General features: G+C 53.4%; 22 protein-coding genes, 1 tRNA gene and 1 pseudogene. 8 read left to right on the top strand and 16 right to left on the bottom strand.

Translation table 11 applies throughout. The features are described from left to right. Positions 1 to 2: 2 nt before the first annotated feature. The gene (locus BG55_RS19415) at positions 3 to 659 is read right to left on the bottom strand and encodes a YccT family protein (protein ID WP_034941071.1); all 657 of its coding nucleotides are present in this window, start codon (positions 657 to 659) and stop codon (positions 3 to 5) included. A gap of 169 nt (positions 660 to 828) precedes the next feature. Here BG55_RS19415 and BG55_RS19410 point away from each other — a divergent pair, with 169 nt between their 5' ends. Beyond that, positions 829 to 1263 carry a CoA-binding protein gene (locus tag BG55_RS19410; protein ID WP_420889625.1) on the top strand — a complete coding sequence of 145 codons (435 nt, stop codon included), beginning with the start codon at positions 829 to 831 and terminating at the stop codon, positions 1261 to 1263. Between the two features lie 9 nt (positions 1264 to 1272). On the opposite strand, the gene hspQ is transcribed toward BG55_RS19410, so the two are convergent. After that, positions 1273 to 1590, bottom strand: coding sequence for a heat shock protein HspQ (gene hspQ / locus BG55_RS19405; RefSeq protein WP_034941069.1), 318 nt, complete (start codon positions 1588 to 1590; stop codon positions 1273 to 1275). Between the two features lie 59 nt (positions 1591 to 1649). Then, on the bottom strand, positions 1650 to 2840 hold the full coding sequence (rlmI, locus tag BG55_RS19400; RefSeq protein ID WP_034941068.1) for a 23S rRNA (cytosine(1962)-C(5))-methyltransferase RlmI: 1191 nt from the start codon (positions 2838 to 2840) through the stop codon (positions 1650 to 1652). An 88-nt stretch (positions 2841 to 2928) separates the two neighbouring features. On the opposite strand from rlmI, the gene yccX reads away from it, so the two are divergent. After that, positions 2929 to 3207 carry an acylphosphatase gene (gene yccX / locus BG55_RS19395; RefSeq protein WP_034941067.1) on the top strand — a complete coding sequence of 93 codons (279 nt, stop codon included), beginning with the start codon at positions 2929 to 2931 and terminating at the stop codon, positions 3205 to 3207. Positions 3208 to 3247: 40 nt separating this feature from the next. Here yccX and tusE read toward each other — a convergent pair whose 3' ends face one another. Further along, a complete protein-coding gene (tusE, locus tag BG55_RS19390) occupies positions 3248 to 3574 on the bottom strand; it encodes a sulfurtransferase TusE (RefSeq protein ID WP_034941065.1) in 327 nt (108 codons plus the stop codon). A gap of 120 nt (positions 3575 to 3694) precedes the next feature. After that, a complete protein-coding gene (gene yccA, locus BG55_RS19385) occupies positions 3695 to 4351 on the bottom strand; it encodes an FtsH protease modulator YccA (protein WP_034941064.1) in 657 nt (218 codons plus the stop codon). A 217-nt stretch (positions 4352 to 4568) separates the two neighbouring features. Between yccA and BG55_RS19380 the strand changes: the two genes are divergently transcribed. Then, positions 4569 to 4656: transfer RNA gene (locus tag BG55_RS19380), tRNA-Ser, on the top strand. A gap of 439 nt (positions 4657 to 5095) precedes the next feature. Then, positions 5096 to 6655: a bifunctional glucose-1-phosphatase/inositol phosphatase gene (gene agp / locus BG55_RS19375; protein WP_034941344.1), complete on the top strand. Its 1560-nt coding sequence runs from the start codon at positions 5096 to 5098 to the stop codon at positions 6653 to 6655. A 200-nt stretch (positions 6656 to 6855) separates the two neighbouring features. Here the strand turns inward: agp and BG55_RS19370 are convergent, their stop codons facing one another. The 3 genes from BG55_RS19370 to wrbA form a co-directional block, all read right to left on the bottom strand. Then, on the bottom strand, positions 6856 to 8229 hold the full coding sequence (locus tag BG55_RS19370) for an NAD-dependent succinate-semialdehyde dehydrogenase (RefSeq protein WP_034941061.1): 1374 nt from the start codon (positions 8227 to 8229) through the stop codon (positions 6856 to 6858). Positions 8230 to 8397: 168 nt separating this feature from the next. Beyond that, positions 8398 to 8628: a YccJ family protein gene (locus BG55_RS19365; protein WP_034941058.1), complete on the bottom strand. Its 231-nt coding sequence runs from the start codon at positions 8626 to 8628 to the stop codon at positions 8398 to 8400. A gap of 20 nt (positions 8629 to 8648) precedes the next feature. Continuing rightward, positions 8649 to 9248 carry an NAD(P)H:quinone oxidoreductase gene (gene wrbA, locus BG55_RS19360; RefSeq protein ID WP_034941056.1) on the bottom strand — a complete coding sequence of 200 codons (600 nt, stop codon included), beginning with the start codon at positions 9246 to 9248 and terminating at the stop codon, positions 8649 to 8651. 363 nt (positions 9249 to 9611) lie between these two features. Here wrbA and BG55_RS19355 point away from each other — a divergent pair, with 363 nt between their 5' ends. Both BG55_RS19355 and BG55_RS19350 read left to right on the top strand, forming a co-directional pair. Beyond that, the gene (locus BG55_RS19355) at positions 9612 to 9788 is read left to right on the top strand and encodes a con-10 family general stress protein (protein WP_034941053.1); all 177 of its coding nucleotides are present in this window, start codon (positions 9612 to 9614) and stop codon (positions 9786 to 9788) included. 110 nt (positions 9789 to 9898) lie between these two features. Then, positions 9899 to 10819 (top strand): DMT family transporter, encoded by a 921-nt coding sequence (locus BG55_RS19350; RefSeq protein WP_034941050.1) that lies wholly within the window; start codon positions 9899 to 9901, stop codon positions 10817 to 10819. Here BG55_RS19350 and rutG read toward each other — a convergent pair. The 7 genes and pseudogenes from rutG to rutA all read right to left on the bottom strand — a co-directional run bounded on the left by rutG (position 10816) and on the right by rutA (position 16377). Then, positions 10816 to 12143 (bottom strand): annotated as a pseudogene (rutG, locus tag BG55_RS19345) (pyrimidine utilization transport protein G). The gene BG55_RS19350 and the pseudogene rutG sit on opposite strands and share 4 nt — an antisense overlap. A 44-nt stretch (positions 12144 to 12187) precedes the next feature. Continuing rightward, positions 12188 to 12715 carry an NADH-dependent FMN reductase RutF gene (gene rutF / locus BG55_RS19340; protein ID WP_034941049.1) on the bottom strand — a complete coding sequence of 176 codons (528 nt, stop codon included), beginning with the start codon at positions 12713 to 12715 and terminating at the stop codon, positions 12188 to 12190. Positions 12716 to 12725: 10 nt separating this feature from the next. Then, a complete protein-coding gene (locus BG55_RS19335; protein ID WP_034941046.1) occupies positions 12726 to 13316 on the bottom strand; it encodes a malonic semialdehyde reductase in 591 nt (196 codons plus the stop codon). An 11-nt stretch (positions 13317 to 13327) separates the two neighbouring features. Then, positions 13328 to 14125: a pyrimidine utilization protein D gene (gene rutD / locus BG55_RS19330; protein ID WP_034941044.1), complete on the bottom strand. Its 798-nt coding sequence runs from the start codon at positions 14123 to 14125 to the stop codon at positions 13328 to 13330. 11 nt (positions 14126 to 14136) lie between these two features. Continuing rightward, positions 14137 to 14523, bottom strand: a complete 387-nt coding sequence (gene rutC / locus BG55_RS19325; RefSeq protein ID WP_034941041.1) for a pyrimidine utilization protein C — start codon at positions 14521 to 14523, stop codon at positions 14137 to 14139. Between the two features lie 16 nt (positions 14524 to 14539). Next, entirely contained in the window at positions 14540 to 15286 is a 747-nt protein-coding gene (gene rutB, locus BG55_RS19320; RefSeq protein WP_052018966.1) for a pyrimidine utilization protein B, read from the bottom strand. Next, complete coding sequence (gene rutA / locus BG55_RS19315) at positions 15286 to 16377, bottom strand: pyrimidine utilization protein A (protein WP_034941340.1); 1092 nt, start codon at positions 16375 to 16377, stop codon at positions 15286 to 15288. The genes rutB and rutA overlap by 1 nt, the downstream gene beginning before the upstream one ends. Before the next feature lie 297 nt (positions 16378 to 16674). On the opposite strand from rutA, the gene rutR reads away from it, so the two are divergent. Then, positions 16675 to 17328, top strand: coding sequence for an HTH-type transcriptional regulator RutR (gene rutR, locus BG55_RS19310; protein WP_034941039.1), 654 nt, complete (start codon positions 16675 to 16677; stop codon positions 17326 to 17328). A 31-nt stretch (positions 17329 to 17359) separates the two neighbouring features. Here rutR and cycA read toward each other — a convergent pair whose 3' ends face one another. Then, a complete protein-coding gene (gene cycA / locus BG55_RS19305) occupies positions 17360 to 18757 on the bottom strand; it encodes a D-serine/D-alanine/glycine transporter (protein ID WP_034941036.1) in 1398 nt (465 codons plus the stop codon). A 262-nt stretch (positions 18758 to 19019) separates the two neighbouring features. Here cycA and BG55_RS19300 point away from each other — a divergent pair, with 262 nt between their 5' ends. Beyond that, positions 19020 to 19691 carry an extensin-like domain-containing protein gene (locus BG55_RS19300; RefSeq protein WP_034941338.1) on the top strand — a complete coding sequence of 224 codons (672 nt, stop codon included), beginning with the start codon at positions 19020 to 19022 and terminating at the stop codon, positions 19689 to 19691. Positions 19692 to 19777 lie beyond the last annotated feature (86 nt).

The raw sequence follows: 19777 nt of genomic DNA, 5'->3' as shown, positions 1-19777 counted from the left end.
AATCAGGTTGCGCGCAGCGCTCTTAACAGCATAGCCAGGCGCTGACGCGTCGCTGAATCCACCTGGTCGTACCACAATTGAAGTACCCGGCTGCCGGAAGTCACTGTACTGCCTGTATCCTGAGCAAAGTCCAGTGCACGATTACCCACTGATGAACTGCCCGCAGTGTGAGACCGTGCAAAGCGGGGGACAGAAGCCACATTGCCTTGCATATTATAAGCCACCATAGCCTGCTCAAAATTTTCATCTTTGGCGGTCATCAGATGATCCTGTTGGCTTTCTATCAGCTGATGATGTTCATCGTAGAGATGAAACTCGGGATGCGTATTAAAGGCCATCCCTTGCTGCACAGTAGTCAACGCGGGCAAAGTAATACTGATCGAGCGGACCTGCGCGTTAAAAGTAACAATCAGGGGATTTGAAATCCAGGGGATGAGCGTCTGCGAACTGTTTTTCAGGTTTTTTTCCATACGAAAAAGTACCTGATGCTGTCCACGCTCCAGCTCCAGTCCATCTGCACCTTTCAGCAATGAGCCAGAAATTTTGCGCCCGTCCAGCACCAGCAGATCAATATCGGGTGCCAGCTTCAGGGTTGTTGCCTGGGTGGCGACTGTAGCGAGCAGAGTGAAAAGTCCTGTTATCACCAGACGCAGCTTCATTATTTCTCCGGATGTGCAGATACGCGAAAAGGCCGAATGTATCAAAGTCTTTCAGTATGGCAGCATATTAACATTTTAACATATTTATTTGTGCTAATTTCCAGCGCATATCTGAGATAAGAGAAGGAATTATGGCTCTTTACAGGATGTTTAATCAAAATCCGGATTTATGGAGGAAGTGATTGTGAACGATGAAATACTGGCAGAGATTCTGACTGACACGCGCCATATTGCGCTGGTGGGGGCAAGTGAAAAACCTGGCCGTCCCAGCTATGGTGTAATGGCTTACCTGTTGGCACAGGGGTATAAAGTTTCACCGGTCAGCCCCAGACTGGCAGGGCAGACGCTTCTGGGACAAAGGGTTTATGCCCAACTTGCTGATATTCCTGAACCTGTCGATATGGTAGATGTTTTTCGTAATGCGGAGGCTACCCCAGGTATTGCACAGGAAGCCATTGCCATTAACGCGAAGTATCTCTGGTTGCAGCTGGGTGTGATTAATTCGCAGGCGGCGAAAATGGCTACGGATGCCGGGCTGAAGGTGGTCATGGATCGCTGCCCAAAACTTGAAATACCTCGTCTTGGGCTGCAAAAAAAGGGATAAATGCCGTGCTCAGTTCCTGAGATGAGGAGCCTTGAGCTGCTGGCGTATGGACACGGCCAGATCGTTTATTGAAGAGTGTTCGGAACTGTCGCCTGGCAACTCCCATGAAAGCTGGGCCTCAGCCAGGTAGGTATGTACAGTCTCACCTTGTTCATTTTCCATCACCACGTGATACCACGGCGCAGCGCGGAGCGATTCACTGCCCGTTGCCGTATCAATTTCCTGCTGGTCCAGCGAATACTCTGCATCAACATCGACCACTACGCCCGCAAAGCCGAGTAGTGTGTGACGTACTTGCTGGCCGGGTCCAAACTTGCTGGCAATCATAATCACCTCCTGAAAACTTGACTGATTTCAGAATGGGGACGGAGTGACGCCTTTTCAAGTCAGATTACGCGACAGGCAAATCCTTTCAGATATAATCCTTCCGGATAGCTGGCTGTGACCGGATGATCCGCAGCCTGACGGAACTGCTCGATAAACTGAACTTCCCGCTGCGCATCCAGTGCGGCATCGGCGATAATTTTTTGAAACAGCTCCGTTGGCATCAGCCCGGAACACGAGAAAGTCAGCAGAATGCCACCTGGGTTAAGCAACTGCATCGCCAGCATATTGATGTCTTTATACCCACGGCAGGCACCGGCCAGCTGATTTTTGTTTTCGACGAATTTAGGTGGGTCCATGACGATCAGATCAAATTTCTCTGCGCTGTCCCGGTAGCGTCGGAGTAATTTGAATACGTCGTCGCGCAGAAACTGAGCTCTGGAGAGATCCAGCTTGTTGAGCTCGATATTTTTTCTCGCCACATCCAGCGCAGCCTGCGACGTGTCCACACTGATAACCTCTGCGCAGTTGCCCATCAGGGCAGAGACAGCAAAGCCGCCGGTGTAAGAAAAGCAGTTCAGAACGCGGGCGTCTGCGGCATAGCGACGGGTGGCGAGGCGACTGTCACGTTGATCGAGATAGTAGCCGGTTTTGTGCCCGGTGCGGATATCTACCAGCAATTTCATGCCGTGTTCGGTAATCGGCAGCAGCTCTGGCGGCGTTTCGCCTGTTACCACGCCCTGCGTCAGCTCCAGACCTTCTTTCTTCCTTACTGCGACATCAGAACGATCGTAAACAGCACATTCCGGATAGCACTGTTGCAGGGCGGTAATCAGTGCTGCGCGCTGGTATTCAGCGCCTGCTGAGAGCAGTTGCAGCACCAGGAAATTACCAAAACGATCAATGGTTATCCCAGGTAAGCCGTCAGATTCACCGGCGATCAAACGGTAACTGTCCAGCTCGTCACGTACCGCCAGCCAGTCGCGCAACCGTTGGGCAGTTTGCAGGCGTTTAATAAAGAAGGTGATATCAATCGACTCATCCTGCTGCCAGCTCCAGATACGGGCACGAATTTGCGAGTCCGGGGACCAGGAGGCTCGGGCCAGCCAGTTACCCTGGCTGTCACAGACATCTACCGTTTCCCCGCGCTGGGCTTTGCCCTCAAGGCGGGAGACGGCTCCTGAAAAAACCCAGGGATGGCGGCGAAGCAGAGACTTCTCACGCCCTTTGGCAAGAATCAAACGAACAGTCATATTTGCTATGCTTACAGTCAGAAAATCAGGCGTCATTGTCCGGTGTCGAAGGGCAAAATGCAATCCAGGTGTAAAGGAGGGAGGCAGAATGGCTACGGTGGGTATGCGGGCGTGGGTTTATGGTGTGGTTCAGGGGGTAGGATTTCGTTACCATACCCAGTCTGAAGCCAGACATCTGGGGCTGACCGGCTATGCGCGAAATCTTTCCGATGGCAGCGTTGAGGTGCTGATTATCGGTGAGGCACAGAAGGTGGATGCGTTAATTTCGTGGTTAAAAGCCGGGGGACCACGCAGTGCTAAGGTGGAAAGGGTGCTGGTTGAGCCTTATCGGCCTGCGGAACCGCCAACAGGATTTACTATCAGCTGATTTGTTCCGGACATCACCCTTTGTCTGTGCAAAGACACGGCTACAGGCATTTCACCGGTTTTGGCAAACCGGCGATTTTAGTGGCCTGTTTGGCCGGTCCCTTAGGAAACAGGCGAAACAGATAGCGACTGTTTCCTTTTTCCTCGCCGTATTTTTTCGCCATAGCTTTGACCAGCATACGCACGGCAGGAGAGGTGTTAAATTCCAGATAAAACTCCCGAACAAAACAGACAACTTCCCAGTGCGCTTCGCTGAGAGTAATTCCTTCTTCTTCTGCCAGTAAAGGCGCGATGGCCTCACTCCAGTCAGTAACAGATTTCAGGTAGCCCTGAGCGTCACGTTCAATATTTTTACCCTCGAAATACACGGCGTTGCCTCTCAAATAATTATGCGGCAGGAAGTTTAACAAAAATTATCTTCGACGGGCACGGTGACATTTTTTGGGCACAAAAAAGCCCCGCATCGCGAGGCTTCCGAAACGACTTTATCAGTTATTACGCGACATCCCCAGGATGCTGAGCAGACTGACAAAAATGTTATAAACAGAGACATACAGACTCACCGTAGCACGAATGTAATTCGTTTCACCGCCGTGGATGATGTTGCTGGTCTCCCACAGAATTGCTGCTGAAGAGAAAAGAACAAACATCACGCTGATCGCCAGATGCAGTGCAGGGATATGCAGGAACATATTGGCTATCACCGCGACCAGCAGGACCACAAAACCCGCCATCATCATCCCGCCAAGGAAAGACATATCCTTACGGGTGGTCAGTACATAGGCTGAACAGCAGAAAAACACCAGCGCCGTTCCGCCAAGAGCCAGCCCAATTACGTCGCCCATTCCGGCAGAAAGCAGGCTGTTCAACATCGGACCGAGACAATAACCAAGAAAACCCGTGAAGGCGAAGGCAGCCAGGATGCCTGCCGGACTGTCAGCCAGTCGGTAAGTCAGAAACATCAGTCCATAAAATCCAACCAACATCAAAATAAAGCCGGGGGCGGGCAGGGCGAACACGGTACTCAGCGTGGCGGTCAATGCGGAGAAGGCCAGCGTCAGACCTAACAAAAAGTAGGTATTACGCAGAACTTTATGCGTGGAGATTAAGGCGCTTTGCCTGGTACTGGTTACGATGCGATCCATAAAAATGCCTCTCTGGGTCATCAAATTAGCATCGAGGATAAGGAGCAACGTGCCGCCGGGGAAGCCGTTTTACCCATCTTTACGCGATAACCTGCTGTTTATGCGCGCTGAATGTTCATAATAACGACAAAAAAACGTAGGCAGACGGTTTTTCAGGCAACTGAATCAAAACACACTTTACATTGCTGAGGAGGATGTTTATAGTGCGCCTCATTGCGGAGGGGTGGCCGAGTGGCTGAAGGCACCGGTCTTGAAAACCGGCGACGGGAAACCGTTCGAGAGTTCGAATCTCTCCTCCTCCGCCAGCAAATTCGACGGGTCAGCGTAAGCTGGCCCTTTTTATTTCTCCCATTCGCAAAGCCCGGTGCTGCTCATCGGTGGTCATTCCTTTTTCTCCGCACGGATCCCTTTCACTCTGCTGATGCGCCCGATTTGTAAAGGCGAGAGTCTGCTATATTCTCTGTACAAAATATTAATAATCTGTCCCACACGGTCTCGCTTACCTGTCATTTCCGGTTCTGGCAGTACTCGAAATCATAACGTACTTCGTGTACGCTCCCAGCTGTCCTTGTCCAGCCTGGTTGCACGAATCGCGCCTGATGGTACAGGTCTTAAAAGCCAGCGCCGGAGCCTGTTTCTCTGGCGGAGTGTTGCAGGCATTCTGCGCGCTGTAGTGAATTTATGACCACGGTTGCTTTTGAAGCTGGCCGGGTGATTTACCCCCTGAATCAATGGATAAAACACATGATTAGAAAGTTCAGTCTTTGCGCATTAGCGGTCTGTTCAGCAGTGAGCGGAACTTCAGCGTTTGCGGCCGACGATAATTTGCAGCTTGAACAAGTATTGATGATGAGTCGCCACAACCTCCGCGCACCTCTGGCCGACAACGGCAGCGTGCTGGCGCAATCGACGAAAAAAGCCTGGCCGCAATGGGACGTACCGGGTGGACAGCTGACCACCAGGGGCGGCGTGCTGGAAGTCTACATGGGGCGCTACACACGAGAGTGGCTGGTAAAGCAGGGGCTTCTGAAAGAGGGGCAGTGCCCTGCGGGTGATGAGGTTTATGCCTACGCCAACAGTCTGCAACGCACCGTCGCCACCGCGCAGTTCTTTATTACCGGTGCATTTCCGGGCTGTGACATCCCGGTTTCCCACCAGGACGAAATGGGAACCATGGACCCGGTCTTCAACCCGGTCATCACTGACGGCAGTGATGCCTTTAATAAACAGGCGCTGGCAGCGATGAACAGCACTGCGGATAAGCTGGCGTTAAAGCCTGCTTACCAGCGTCTGGAAAAAATTATTGATTATAAAAATGCTGAAATTTGTAACGGCAAGAAGCAGTGCGATCTTTCCGGTGATAATCAGAACAAGTTCTCTGCCGAGAAAGGCAAGGAGCCAGGGGTCAGCGGCCCGCTGAAAATTGGAAATTCTCTGGTGGATGCTTTCACCCTGCAATATTACGAAGGTATGCCACTTGAGCAGGTCGCCTGGGGGCAGATTAAAACACCAGAGCAGTGGAAAGAGTTGTCAGCGATTAAAAATGCCTATCAGGATACGCTGTTTACCTCACCAGAAGTGGCTCGTAATGTCGCTGCCCCGCTGGTGGATTATATTCGTAGCATGTTAGCCGACGAAGATAAGACCACAGCGCCTAAAGTTACGCTGATGGTAGGGCATGACTCTAATATCGCATCATTGTTGACCGCGCTGGACTTTAAGCCTTACACCCTGCCTGAGCAGAACGAGCGGACGCCAATAGGTGGGATGATCCAGTTCCAGCGCTGGCACGACAGAAAAAATAATCAGGAACTGGTTAAAGTTGAATATGTTTATCAGAGCAGCGATCAGCTACGCAACGTGACGCCATTGACTCTGGACACCCCACCAAAACGGGTCACGTTGGAGATGAACGGCTGTAAAACCGATGCGAATGGTTTCTGTCCATGGGACCAGTTCACTCAGGTGTTAAATAAAGCTCTCGGGGTGACGCCTGCCGCAGCCGCCCAGCCTGCGGCTGCAGCACCGGACGCAGACAAGCAAACTGCCGGTGTGGATGCGGAAAAGGCGGCGGCCGATAAGGCAGCCGCAGACAAAGCGGCACAGGCGAAATCTTCGGCAGATAAAGCGGCCGCAGATAAAGCCGCAGCTGAACAGGCGGCAAAAGAGAAGGATGTGGCAGATAAGGCGGCGGCGGACAAAGCGGCAAAAGATAAAGCTGGCAAAGCTAAATCCGGTGCTGATGACAAACCTGTCAAAGCTGACTCCGCTGCGCAACAGCCTGCGGCTGAAAAAGCGTCCTGATGACATCCTGAACAGAAAAAAAGCAGGCAAGGCCTGCTTTTTTTTACTGCTCAGTTAAACCACTACGGGTGAAGATGCTTATCCCTGTAAGGATGTCTGACAGGGCCGGTAAACCCTGAACAAATGCGGCATAAGCGTCACCCTCTGTAATGCGGCCATCAATCCTGCTTTACAGCGGGTGACTATGTCATCTGCGGCAATCAGTCGCTGCTGACCACCACCAGTTTCTGGTTCACAAATTCCTTAATACCCAGATCGGAGAGTTCACGGCCATAGCCGGAACGCTTGATGCCGCCGAAAGGCAGTTCTGCTGACGTATCTGTCGCAGAGTTGATAAACACCATGCCCGTTTCTATCCGTGAAGCCAGTTTCTTCCCGCGACCAGTATCGCCGGTAAAAACGGAACCTCCCAGGCCATAATGAGAATCGTTGGCCAGCTTCACCACCTCATCATCATTTTTAACGATGTAGACCTGTGCCACCGGGCCAAAGAACTCTTCAAAATAGGCCGGATTATCACGGGTGATAGCCGAGAGAATGGTGGGTTGATAGAAACAGCCCTCACCGTCTACTGCGCTACCACCCAGATGCAATTTCGCCCCTCTGGCGACGGCATCATCAACCTGTTTGATCAGGGTATCGCGGGCGGCAGAAGAAGAAAGAGGGCCCAGCGTGGTGGCTTCATCCAGTGGATCACCAATTTTTACCTCGCGAAAGGCCTGAATGAATTTTTCCATAAAGGCGTCGGCCACCTTTTCATGGACTATGAAACGTTTTGCTGCCGTACAAACCTGGCCGCAGTTACTCAGTCTCGCCCCTGCGCCAGCTTTAACCGCCTTATCCAGATCGCAGTCGTCCAGCACCACAAACACATCATTGCCGCCCAGTTCCAGCGTGGTTTTTTTCAGGTATTTACCTGCCTGCTGCGCCACCGCGCTGCCAGCACGTTCAGAACCGGTCAGTGCGGCACCTTTCACTCTGTCGTCAGCAATCAGCGCGGCAACCTGATCATTACTGATAAAAAGATTGGTCCAGGCTCCCGCTGGTGCGCCTGCTTCGCTGACCAGTTCGGCAAACAGTGTGGCGCAGTGGGGCACGTTGGCCGCATGTTTGGCCAGCACCGGATTACCCACAGCCAGAGCAGGGGCCAGCACACGCATCAACTGATAGTAAGGAAAATTCCACGGTTCCACGGCAACCAGAACGCCGACAGGATGATTTTCTACCCATGCTTCGCCCAGTTCACTGGGATAGCGAGTGGGTGCCAGGAAGCGCTCTGCATTTTCAGCATAATAGCGGGCAATCTGTGCACATATTTTCACTTCGCCACGGCTCTGGTTAATGAGCTTCCCCATCTCCACACTGGCGACTTTTGCCAGCTCATCAACCCGCTGATCGATAAGATCTGCCAGATTTTTCAGGATCTGTAACCGTGGCTGGATTGGGCCTTTTGCCCAGTCAGAATGATAGAGATCGTCCGCCACACTCAGAGCCTGTTCAACCTGCTGTTCACTGTGTGAAGGCCAGGATTTAAGCAGTTTATTGTTACTGGGATTGATTGTCTGATAAGACACAGGACTCTCCTTCTGGCGTCATCTGCCCGATAGTCAGGCAGTTTAATGTCGGTTAAGCGTAGTTAACACAGGGGCTGTTTTCCAACCGTTGAGCCGATCGGTCACTATTTTCCCGGCGTAACACCATAAAAAAGGGCGGAAAATTCCGCCCACCGATCCTGTCAGCGATCAGACATTCTTTCGCTCAACGGTTTTATTATCCCAGGTCAGGATGTCTTTATCGGTCTTATCAAAAGCACGCAGCAGCACTTCATCACTGCCCTGTTGCTGCCAGATCCCTTCAGCCAGTCTTTCGTCATAATTGGCGACTTCAAAAATGGCTTCCGCAATCTCGACAGAAGTGGCGCGCAGGCTGGCCCACTCTCCCACACGATGCGCTTTGGATTGTTGTGTAGTCATAATGCTCTCCTGAAGTGAGATTATCCGTTCAGTCTGACCGCCAGTCCGGCGACGTATTCCCCCTGATAGCGGGCAATGTTCAGCTCTTCTTCACTGGGCTGGCGTGAACCGTCCCCACCCGCGATAGTGGTGGCGCCGTAGGGCGTTCCGCCACGGACCTGGGAGATATCAAACAACTCTTTGGTGCCATACCCGATGGGCACAATAACCATGCCGTGATGCGCAAGGGTGGTCCAGGTGGACGTGATGGTCTGTTCCTGGCCTCCGCCCGTACCTGTGGAGGAAAAAACGCTGGCCAGCTTGCCGTAGAGCGCGCCTGATGCCCATAAACCTCCGGTACGGTCAAGAAAAGTGCGCATCTGGCCGGCCATATTACCGAAGCGGGTTGGCGTGCCGAGCAGGATTGCGTCGTACTCTTTCAGCTCTTCCGGCGTCGCTTCAGCTGCCTGCTGGTCAGTTTTTCCTCCCGCCTCTGCAAAACGGGCTGCATCCATGGTTTCAGGCACGCGCCTGATGGTTACGCTGGCACCGCTGACCCGACGAGCCCCTTCCGCAACCGCCTCAGCCATCGTTTCGATATGTCCATACATTGAATAATAAAGCACTAAAATTTTAGCCATTTTTCACTCCCTGATTGGGTGTTTACCTGTTAATGCGAGATGAATGGCTGCGGACAGAGGTTCACAGCCGGGGTTTTCAGTATAGTTGAGACCACCGCTGACTGCTGAACAGCAATCTGTTGTGGGGCTGCGGCATCTTTCTGCCAGGCTGAATACCGCAGCGGTTAATGATTCAGCCTTCGGCATTTCAGTGAGTTACAGGTTGGCCTTAAGCTGAGGCAGGCAGAAAATTTTTCCGTCTGGCTTCAGTAATCTATGCTTAGTAGCGTGACAGGCGTGCGGAAGGGCGCGTTCAGTATTCGGGCAGCTTTCGGCGCTTTCACATCCATGCAATATGATGGCTTAACTATCCGGAGGTATGAAATGGCAGAACATCGTGGTGGATCTGGCAATTTCGCTGAAGATCGTAACAGAGCATCAGAAGCAGGTCGCAAAGGCGGCAAAGTTAGCGGCGGTAATTTCAGAAATGATCCGCAACGCGCTTCGCTGGCTGGCGCGAAAGGGGGACGTAACAGTCGTGGCAACAAGGAAAAAACCTGACGCATTTGTCACTCCCTGCGTACCGCCGGGGCTCTCCCGGCGGTGATATCCCGGTTGACCCGGAGCCTGTCCCCCTGCACACTGGCGGCTAAATTTTTTCTGAGCCTGCTATGTCTGACTTCTTATCCCGATACAAACTCTCATTTACCCCGCAGGAACTGGTGCTGGTCCTGATCACCATCGTCTGGGGGGGGACATTTCTGACCGTTCATCATGCAATGACCGTCAGTGGCCCCTTTTTCTTTGTTGGTGCCCGATTTGCCACGGCGGCGGCCATACTGGCAGCCATTTCATGGCGATCCCTGCGCGGCCTGAACAGAGCAGAAATTAAAGCAGGCGTATTTATTGGCCTTGCTATCGGCTGTGGCTATGGGTTGCAGACTTACGGTATGCAGACCATTAACAGCAGCAAATCAGCGTTTATTACCGCAATGTATGTGCCGCTTGTTCCCCTTTTACAGTGGCTGTTTCTTGGACGTCTGCCCGGTCTGATGGCATGGATTGGTGTGGTGCTGGCCTTTGCCGGACTGATGATGCTGGCAGGTCCCGACGGAGATACGCTGGCTTTCAACGAAGGTGAAATGGCGACGCTGTTGAGCACACTGGCCATCGCGGCAGAGATCATTCTGATTAGCGCCAGTGCCGGAAAGGTTGATGTGAAAAGGGTGACGGTGGTTCAGCTCGCTGTGGCGTCGTTATTGTCATTTGGCATGATGGTGCCAAACGGTGAGTCCGTTCCGCCATTCTCGCCTTATCTGCTGTTCAGCGTCATCGGTCTGGCCGTCGCCAGCGCGGTGATTCAGGTGACAATGAACTGGGCGCAGCGCAGCGTGTCACCGACACGGGCCACGGTAATCTATGCCGGGGAGCCGGTATGGGCCGGAATTGCCGGTCGGATAGCGGGCGAACGTATGCCAGCCCTGGCGCTGGTCGGTGCAGGGCTGATTGTGGCGGGTGTGCTGGTCAGCGAGCTGAAGTTGAAAAGAAAAAAGGCGAAGGCAAACCCTTCGCCCGACGCAGAAATAAACTAACCGTCCTGACGGACAATGCTGCTGTCGCCCCGCGCTGTTGGCTGTCGGCGGCTGAGAATGGCATTGAGTATAATGGCACCAAAGGTCGCGGTACCAATGCCACCCAGCGTAAAGCTGCCAATCTGTAGGGCAAAGTCACCGGCACCCAGCACGAGGGTGACCGCGACCATGATCAGATTGCTGTTCTGCCCTAAATCGACCTTGTTCTGAACCCAGATACGTGCGCCGGCAACGGCGATTAGGCCGAAGACCACAATGGACGCCCCGCCAATCACCGGCCCCGGAATAGTATGGATCAGTGCGCCAAATTTCGGTGAAAAGCCCAACAGAATAGCAATAGCCGCTGCGGCAACAAATACCAGCGTTGAGTAGACGCGCGTTACCGCCATCACGCCAATATTTTCAGCATAGGTGGTGACACCGCTGCCCCCCAGGCTGCCGGAGAGCATGGTTGCCAGACCATCTCCGACAAAGGCTCGCCCGATATAAGGGTCGAGATTTTTGCCCGACATTCCCGCCACCGCCTTGATATGTCCCAGATTTTCTGCCACCAGAATCACCGCTACAGGGGCAATCAAAAACATGGCGTGGCTGTCAAAAACCGGATGGGTGATGCCTGGGAAGCCGAACCAGGGGGCGCTGGCAAGCAGGCTGAAATCAACGGGCTTACCCAGACCAAAACCATTAGTGAACAGGGCATATATTGCCCAGGCGGCAATCAGGCCAACCAGGATCAACAGACGTTGCACCATCCCCCGGGTAAACACCGCCACCAGCCCGATACAGACCACGGTCATGACCGCCATCCAGCTGTCAAACATCGAGCCTGACACACTGTGTACCGCAATGGGTGCCAGATTCAGACCAATTGCCATCACCACGGCGCCGGTTACCACGGGGGGCATCAGCTTTTCGATCCAGCGCGTCCCGGCCTTCATCACCACAAAACCAATCAGCGTATACAGCACGCCACAGGCAATAATGCCGCCCAGTGCGACACCGAGATGCGGATTCAGTCCCTGACCGTTAAAGCCGGTTACCGCAATAACCACGCCGACAAAGGCTGCGCTGGAGCCCAGATAGCTGGGAACCCGCCCCCGGTTACCAGGAAAAACAGCAGGGTCCCGACGCCGGACATCAGAATCGACAGGTTAGGGTCAAGCCCCATCAGAAGCGGCATCAGTACGGTCGCGCCAAACATGGCGACGGCATGTTGTAATCCCATAATCAGCGTCTGTCCTGGCGATAACATTTCGTCAGGCGCAACCACGCCCTGAGCCGTCGCAGACTGTTTACGCCACTTTGGAAACCAGGAATTTGCCATTGTCTTCTCCAGAAAGGTGATTAAAGCAGCGACCATTAGCGGTCTTATCTGGCTTCCTGCCGCATTAAATGATGATAACCGCGATCAAACCACATCAGCCCGTGGCCGGTATCATTACTGATTAGCGCCTGCACTTCGCAGAGCAGAATGTCATGACTGCCGACGCTCATGACCTGGGTCACCTTACAGTCGAAAGAGGCCACCGCACCGGAAAGCACCGGTGAGCCGGTTGACAGCGTTGACCACCCGGCAGCGATAAACCGTTCAGCCATCGGTGTTTTGCCGCCAAAAAGCGTTGAGAGTGACTCATGTCCTGCGGCCAGCGTATTGACACACAGCTGCCGATTGGCGTTGAACACCGGCCAGACGGATGCGGAACGGTTGAGGCAGACCAACAGCGTCGGAGGCGTATCGGTAACACTGCACACCGCTGAGGCGGTAAAACCAGCCCGGCCAGCCGGTCCGTCGGTGGTAATAATGTTGACGGCCGCGCCCAGCTGCGCCATCGCATTGCGAAAATCTTGTTTTTCCACGCTGTTGACAGCAGCGGGTTTCAGAGCTTGCAGCGACATGATTTTCCCCTTATTCAATCTTACAGGCGTCGGTAAATGCCAGTCTCGGCAAACGGTCATAAACTTTCGTGGCATCGCCATAGCCGATATTGATCAGCAAATTACTTTTCCATCCGCTGTCGGCAAAAAAAGCGGCATCCACGGCCGCACGATCGAAGCCTGACATCGGGCCGGTATCCAGTCCCAGCGCCCGACAGGCGGCGATCAGCATGGCCGCCTGCATGGAGCTGTTGCGAAATGCGGTTTCTTCAGCCAGTGCGGCGCTGCTGGTAAACCAGGATTTCGCATCGGCATGGGGGAACAGCTCAGGCAGGCGGTCATAAAATACCGGGTCCCAGGCAACGATAACGGTAACGGGGGCGGTCATCGTTTTCGCCAGATTTCCACTGGAAAGGGTGGGCTTCAGTTTCTCTTTGCCCGCCGCGCTGCGAACAAAACAGAAGCGTGCCGGGCTACAGTTGGCGGAGGTCGGTGCCATTTTCACTAAATCATACAGCGTTTTGATCTGTTCATCGGTAACCGGGCGGTCATGCCAGCCGTTATGCGTGCGGGCGGCGGTGAACAGGGTTTCTAAGGCGTGGGTGTTCAGGGCTTCAGCCATGATAACTCCGTTTATTCAACGTAAATGGGTGGCTCAGGATTTTCCAGCCAGTCAAGTAACAGTCGGTTGAAAGTGCTGCTGTCGGTGACGCTCATGGCATGGCCGCCCCAGGCCATTTTCAGCAATGTGGCGTTGGGCAGCGCCGCCGAAAGGGTTTCAGAGCAGGTCCAGGGGACCAGCAGGTCATCCTGCGAACAGATAACCAGCACCGGTTGGGTAACAGCATCGGCCTTTGCGGTGAAATCACAGGCCATCAGGGCATTAAGACGGCGCAGCAGATTCTCCATACCCTGAAAGTGCGCCACATGCAGTGCATCTTCTGCCTCGATCCGCGCCTGGTTTTCCGCCAGCCAGTCTGCCGGATAGAGAAACAGTGGCTGCGCCTGTACAAAGGCTTCGACCCCGACGTTCAGCAGCAACTGTTGACGCACGGAGAAGCAGCGGCGGGTGTGTGGATTAAGACGTAACCAGCCGTTAATAATGACCAGTCTGGTCACCTGTTGCGGGTAGTCCAGTGCCATCTGCATCGCGACCATCCCGCCCAGCGCATGGCCAATGACCTCATACTGTTCAATGCCGTATTGCGCAAGCGCGGTGGCCAGTTCAGCAGCCATATCGCTCATGCTGTACCCTTCCGGTAACGTGTCCGGGCTGCGACCCGTTCCTCGCTGGTCGTAAACCACCACGCGATATCTGCTGCGCAATTCATTGAGCTGCGGCAGCCAGAAGGTGGCAGAACCACCCAGCCCGGCAGACAAAACCAGGGTTCTGGCTGTGGGTGTCGGTAACGCTGACACTTCAATATGCATAGCGTTCTCCGTTACCGGCCAATATGAGCAACGCTGGCGATTTCAATCAGCGCGTCCGGCTTCACCAGGCCGCACTGGATACAAAATCGTGCAGGTTTATCGCCGGGAAAATAGTCAGCGTAAACCGCATTAACAGCGGCGTAGTTGCTCCAGTCGGTAATAAAAATCGAATTAAAGGTCACATCCTCCATCGTGCCGCCGGCGGTTTCGATGACGCTTTTGATCGTTTCCAGAACATGACGGGTTTGCGCAGCAGCGTCACCCACATGCACCACGTTGTTATCCTTATCGAAGGGCAGGGTGCCGGAGACATAAACCACACCGTCAGCCAGCGTGCCGGGCACAAAAGGTGCAATCGGAACGCCGGTTCCGGGTGGGGTAATAATCGTTTTAGGCATGGGTTATCTCCACGGTTCAGGCCGTCTGATGCTGCGGTGTGGTTTTGCTTTCCACTACAGAGCAGAAAGTACTGACATCCGACACCCAGCCAAAAAAGGTTTCAATGTTGAAAATCGCGGCCTGTTGCGCAAAAAGAGGACCGGCCTGGTAAGTGGCGTCTTCCAGCACAATGCCGAAATATTCAAGAAAGAAGCCATCGCGCAGGGTTGATTCCACGCAGACATTCGTCGCAATACCGGTGAAGATCAGATGACGAATACCCCGGCTGCGCAACATGCTGTCGAGTGAGGTGTTGAAGAAGCCGCTGTAGCGGGGCTTTGGCAGCACAATATCCCCTGGCTCAGGTTTCAGCTGATCGACAAGATCATAATCCCAGCCGCCTTTTGCCAGTAACTGTCCTGACAGCTCCGGCCTGGCGCGCATCGTTTTCAACGCATTAGATTTGTGCCAGTTAGGAGAGCCAGGACCTCCCGCTTCTACGTATTGTTCATCCCAGCCGTTCTGAAACCAGATTATCTGGATGCCCGCTTTACGCGCCGCCGTAACGGCAATATTAATCTTGTCGATGACCGGGCGGGTGGCTGACACATCGAATCCGGCCAGATCGAGATAGCCGCCGATGCTGGCATAGGCATTCTGCATATCCACCACAATCAACGCGGTCTGTTCCGGGGGAAAAGCGATGGCTTCCGGACGTGCTGGCAGTTGCAGCGTATTTTTAGTGGATGCAGTGGTACAGACCACGGTGTCTTTACTGTTCATCAGGCCACCTCCTTTGCGGCTTCCATGATATTGCTCCGGCATTTCATCAAGGGTTGAATACGTTCGCCAAAATTCTCAATCCCTTGCAGGAAGTCATCGAAAGTCAGCAGTACGCCGTGCGTACCTTCAACGGTGGCCACTTCATCCAGCATCCGGGCGACACTGGCATAAGAACCCACCAGCGTACCCATGTTGATATTCACCGCAGAGGTGGGATCCGCCATCTGCCGGACATTGGTATCGCTGCCGGAACGCGTATCCTGTTGGCTTTGCGTGGTCAGCCAGGCCAGTGCTTCCTCGTCAGCTCCCGCTTTGTAATGTTCCCACTTCGCACGGGCGGCTTCGTCGGTTTCATCGGCGATAATCATAAACAGCACGTAAGAACCGACGTCACGCCCGGCCTGTTCGGCGGCATTTTTCATCCGTGAGGCGGTGGGTGCAAAGGCGGTCGGGGTGTTAACACCCTTGCCAAAACAGAAGTTGTAATCAGCATGTTTTGCCGAGAAGGCCATACCGGCATCGCTCTGTCCGGCACAAATAACTTTCATTGGTTTTTGCGGTTGTGGGCTGAGGCGACAGTCGTTCATGGTGAAGAACTCGCCTTTGAGATCGGATTTGCCCGTGCCCCACAGATCGCGCAGCACGGTAACGTATTCGGTCAGGTAATCGTAACGGCGGGAGAAGTACTCATCACCGGGCCACATTCCCATCTGGTCATACTCCGGCTTCTGCCAGCCGGTCACCAGATTAACCCCAAAGCGGCCCCCTGAAATGGAGTCCACCGTCGAGGCCATGCGTGCCACGATGGCCGGGGGTAGGGTAAGGGTGGCAGCCGTAGCGTAGATCTCAATACGTGACGTGACGGCAGCCAGTCCCGCCATCAGGGTAAAGGATTCCAGGTTATGGTCCCAGAATTCAGTTTTGCCGCCAAAGCCCCGCAGCTTGATCATCGACAGGGCGAAATCGAAATGATAGTGCTCAGCTTTCAGCACAATCTCTTTATTCAGCTCAAAAGTAGGCTTGTATTGCGGGGCATGGGTTGAAATCAGCCAGCCATTGTTACCAATCGGGATAAATACGCCAATTTTCATAGGAGGACCTTTACTGAGTGTCAGGGTTATCTTTCCCGCGCTGCGATGCATCCTGCCATTCCTTTCAGGCGGCGCTCGGTGGTAATTTTGCAAAGGTTGTGCCAGATGTAAAAAAACCTTAACAATTCATATTGTTGAAAAAATTAATGTTAAATTGATGTAGAGCAGTTGGTGCAAAGTGGACCATTTGGTAAAAAAAGTGTGCACAATAAGCAGGCAGGTATGGTCAATTAAAGTGCACCGGGCAGCGTGAATGCATTTGATATACTGCCCGTTACCCTTATGAAGTGTGGAGCTATGGTGAATTCATCAGAAAAGACAACGTCGAAGATGCCTGGCCGCCGTTCCAGAGCGGTGGCTGCAAAGCGCTCGGCTATACTCAGCGCCGCGCTGGAGCTGTTTTCCCTCTATGGTATTCACGGCACCAGCCTGGACAGGGTGGCTGAAGGGGCTGACGTTTCAAAAACCAATCTGCTTTACTACTTTCCTTCAAAGGAAGCGCTCTATATTGCGGTGCTGAAAGATATTCTGGATGTCTGGCTGGCACCGTTGCGAGCGCTGCGTAACGACCAGCAGCCACTGGAAGCCATTCGTGACTATATTCGCCTCAAGCTGGAAGTCTCGCGCGACCATCCACAGGCCTCGAGATTGTTTTGCATGGAAATGCTGCAAGGCGCTCCGTTGCTGAAAGGGGAACTGGAAGGGGATCTCCGGGAGCTGGTCGATGAGAAATCGGCCGTGATTGAGGGCTGGATCGCGGAAGGCAAGCTGGCGGCGGTTGAACCTCACCACCTGATCTTTATGTTATGGGCGACCACTCAGCACTATGCTGATTTTGCCACGCAGATAGAGGCGGTAACCGGTCAGACGCTTAATGATCCGTGCTTTTTTCAACAAACAGTCGATAACGTCCAGCGAATGGTGATTGAGGGGATCCGCGTCCGGGCATAGTAAAACGGGCCCTGAGGGCCCGTTTCTGTATTTATCTTGCCGCTTTGCGCTGGCGCAACCACCAGCCAATACCCAGCATAATAAACCACAGTGGCGTCACCATCAGCGCCTGGCGGGTATCTTCCTGCAACGAAAGCAGAACCAGCACAAAGGCAAAGAAGGCGATACAAACCCAGCACATCAGTTTACCCAGCGGCATTTTATAGTTTGATGCGAGGTGTAACTGAGGGTGTTTTTTACGATAAGCCAGATAAGAACAGACAATGATGGTCCAGACGAACATAAACAGAATGGCGGAAACCGTGGTCACCAGGGTGAAGACTTTCATCACGTCGGGGATCAGATAAATCAGCGCCACGCCGCCCAGCAGACAAAAACAGGAGAAGAACAGTCCGGTGGTGGGGACCGCACGCCGGGACAATCTGCCAAAGCGGCGATGTGCCACGCCCTGCTGCGCCATGCCATACAACATGCGGCTGGTGGAGAAAATACCACTGTTGGCTGATGAAGCGGCTGACGTTAACACCACAAAATTGACAATACTGGCGGCGGCGGGCAGGCCAATCAGAACGAACATCTCCACAAACGGGCTGCGATCTGCCACCACGTGATCCCAGGGCGTCACCGCCATAATTACCAGCAGGGCAAACACATAAAACATAATGATACGCAGTGGAATGGCGTTAATTGCACGCGGCAGGACATTCCTCGGATCGTGCGTCTCCGCCGCTGCCGTACCTACCAGTTCTATACCGACAAAGGCAAATACCGCAATCTGGAATCCGGCAAAGAATCCACTCAGACCCTTCGGGAACATACCACCGTGGTCCCAGATATTACTGATGGCTGCCACACTGCCGCCTGTGGAAGGGTAGTGCATTGCCACCAGCACGATACCTGTCGCAATCAACGCCACGATAGCGACAATTTTAATGATGGCAAACCAGAACTCCATCTCACCAAACAGTTTCACCGTGGCAACATTCAGCGTCAGGAACACGATGATACACAGCAGCGCACTCATCCAGATGGAAAAGTCAGGGAACCAGAGCTGGAAATAGGAACTGATAGCAACCACGTCGGCAATGCCGGTAACCACCCAGCAAAACCAGTAAGTCCAGCCGGTGAAATAGCCGGCCCAGGGGCCAAGCAGGTCGGCTGCAAAATCACCGAATGATTTGTACTCCAGGTTGGAGAGTAACAGCTCGCCCATTGCCCGCATGACAAAAAACAGCATAAAACCAATGATCATATAGACGAAGATGATCGACGGACCGGCCATACTGATGGTTTTACCGGAGCCCATAAACAGCCCGGTGCCGATGGCGCCGCCGATGGCAATCAGCTGAATATGTCGGTTGTGCAGGTTACGACGCAGTTCTCCCGGCGCTTCATCAGCCGGCGGTATTTTACTGGATTGGTCAACCATAACGGAATTCATGTCCTTAAAAGTGATGTTGTATCAGCTCTGATGGCTGTTATTCAGAATGGGTAAAAACATAATATGCAGGGGCATAAGATAGTGTAATTGTGCGCCGCACAGCCACCCCTTTTTCGTCTCAATGGGCATCATCTGCATCGGTTGTACAAAAACAGTGCTAAATTTTTCTTGTCTGACCTGCATCCGGATTGCAGATGACCGGTGAGCCAGTCCGTTATGAGGAGCATGGGTGAAAGTAATTATCTTGCTGATGCTGGCAGCAGTGCTTGTTATCGCGGCATATCTGGCAAAACCACTCCCTTCTGCGTGGGACCCCTTCAGCCCGTTGCAGGTGACGGATGCTCCCACCTTTATTACCCGCTACAAGCTAAAAAAACTGGCAAGCGATCCTGCTGCCTGCCTCGCCGTACTTTCCTCGGCGCAACAGCAGGGCTATCTCCGTTTCCGCCAGTTGCACCAGGTAAATGGCACCTGTCCGCTGGTGTCGCCAGTGCAAGTGGAAAAAGTCGGCAGGGTGGAGCTGAGTGCCCGTTTCCTTGCCAGCTGCCCACTGGCAGTCAGCACCACGATGTTTGTCGTACAGGTGGCAGAACCGATGGCCGTTAAGAGGCTGGCCTCACCGTTGGCACGTATCGATCACCTGGGAAGTTATGCCTGTCGCAATGTGTACCACCGGGCCAGTGGGAGACTGAGCGAACATGCGACTGCTGATGCGCTTGATATTGCCGGATTCAGGTTAAAAAATGGTCAGAAAATCAGCGTGCTGACAGGGTGGTCGCAGACCTCACCGCAAGGCCAGTGGTTGCAAGAGGTTTTCCGGCGAAGTTGCGATTATTATGGTAATGCCCTGGGGCCGGAATACAATCGTGCCCATGCCAGTCACTTTCATCTGGGGATGCAGGGTTTTGGTATCTGCCGCTAAATAGCTGCGCGGAATAGTAGATCACTTTAAGGGAACTCAGCCCGGATTGTGCGATCTGATCAATCGCCAAATCAAAACAAATCACC

The organism is Erwinia mallotivora, from assembly GCF_000590885.1.
Taxonomy (GTDB): Bacteria; Pseudomonadota; Gammaproteobacteria; order Enterobacterales; family Enterobacteriaceae; genus Erwinia; species Erwinia mallotivora.
This window is presented reverse-complemented; position numbering and strand designations above follow the sequence as displayed.